General features: G+C 35.1%; 1 protein-coding gene and 2 pseudogenes. All 3 read left to right on the top strand.

What is annotated here, in order from left to right:
• Positions 1–645, top strand: a pseudogene (locus tag ACVRZH_RS10135) (hypothetical protein); the annotation flags it as partial.
• On the top strand, positions 632–976 hold the full coding sequence (locus ACVRZH_RS10130) for a hypothetical protein (protein WP_447455144.1): 345 nt from the start codon (positions 632–634) through the stop codon (positions 974–976). The pseudogene ACVRZH_RS10135 and the gene ACVRZH_RS10130, both read left to right, overlap by 14 nt.
• Positions 977–997: 21 nt before the next feature.
• Positions 998–1,269: pseudogene (locus tag ACVRZH_RS10125) on the top strand (hypothetical protein); the annotation flags it as partial.

Raw genomic sequence — 1,269 nt, 5'->3', positions numbered from 1 at the left:
TTGAATGCTCATATCAATGAGACTGGGATAAATCCCCTTACTGGCAAACCAGCAACGGAAGCTGAAATAACAACTGCTAAGTTATATACACCAGTTAAGCTGAGCAGTAATATCTTAGGGGTGATTTTTTTGTTGGCTGGGCCTAAAGTAGTTACTTGGTATCAAAATTGGAAAAATGGAGAAATTGGACATTTAAAAATAATAAAGGGCAAGGTAGAGGGAAAAATTCCCTTAAAAGAATATGAGATGTATCGTAAAAAAAGTATTCATAATAAAGAATCAGATACTTTAACTTTAGGGAAATATAGCCCAACTATTTTGGAGGATGGCACACAAGATTGGACTACCCCTGGACCGGATTCTTACATTGTCCAAGCAGGCGAAACTACCTATTTTGATTTAGGCGATGATTGGAACACCTTAACAAAAAAGTACAATTTAGATGATCAAGGTAAGCAAATGTTTGAGTTGTTTAACAAACCAGCTCTTGATGATGCAGTGCTAGGTCAAAAAGAAATACGATTTTCACATAATCCCTTAGATTATTCAGATAGTGCTCTAAATTGGGAATGGGATTATTTACAAGATAAATATGATTATAAAGAATTATATAAGATTGGAGATTATTGGTATGCAATTAAGTGATACAGTTTTATTAGCTCGAGCTATATCCGAAACGCTTCGAGGAGTGTTTTCAAACAGAATTGATGGAATTAGTGTATATGATATTGTTGAAGTCCCTGCTCATAGAGCATTTAAAATAAAATTTTGTGCGTATAATTATTTTATTTTGATATTTAATTATGAGAGAGATATAATAGGTATTTCTATAGATACAGGGAGTCAACCAATTAGATTATCTAAAGAAAAAAAGACATATTCTAGTGGTGGATTAGAAGAATATTTAGAAGAAATTAAACAAGAAATAGAGTTACGTATACCCGATAAATTTTTGAAAGCTAAGGGATGGCTGTAAGTAAAAATACTGCATCGCTATATGGCTGAGGTTGACAGTACAAGTCTTCACGAAGATCAACTGGTTGACTTGATTGCCAAGGCAGAGCAAACTATTATTCGTTACCGTAAGCTCTGGAATTTGGAGTATGCCAGTGACCGGCCCAATAACTCACTGCTCAATAGCTTAGACCGCCAAATTGATATCCAGCAAGAACTTAAGCGAAAACTACAAGAGAAGTTAGACAAACTCCGAGCTTTTCATGCCTCTTCTCCGAAGATTTTTAGTGCCATCGATAGTCTTGCCCAAGCGGT

The organism is Streptococcus fryi (assembly GCF_053206505.1).
Note: the sequence above shows the minus strand (reverse complement) of the source record. Positions and strands in the feature narration are given on the sequence as shown.

Coding starts and splice junctions, on each gene's coding strand:
- ACVRZH_RS10130 (WP_447455144.1), top strand. CDS start 632: ATGCAATTAAGTGATACAGTTTTATTAGCTCGAGCTATATCCGAAACG.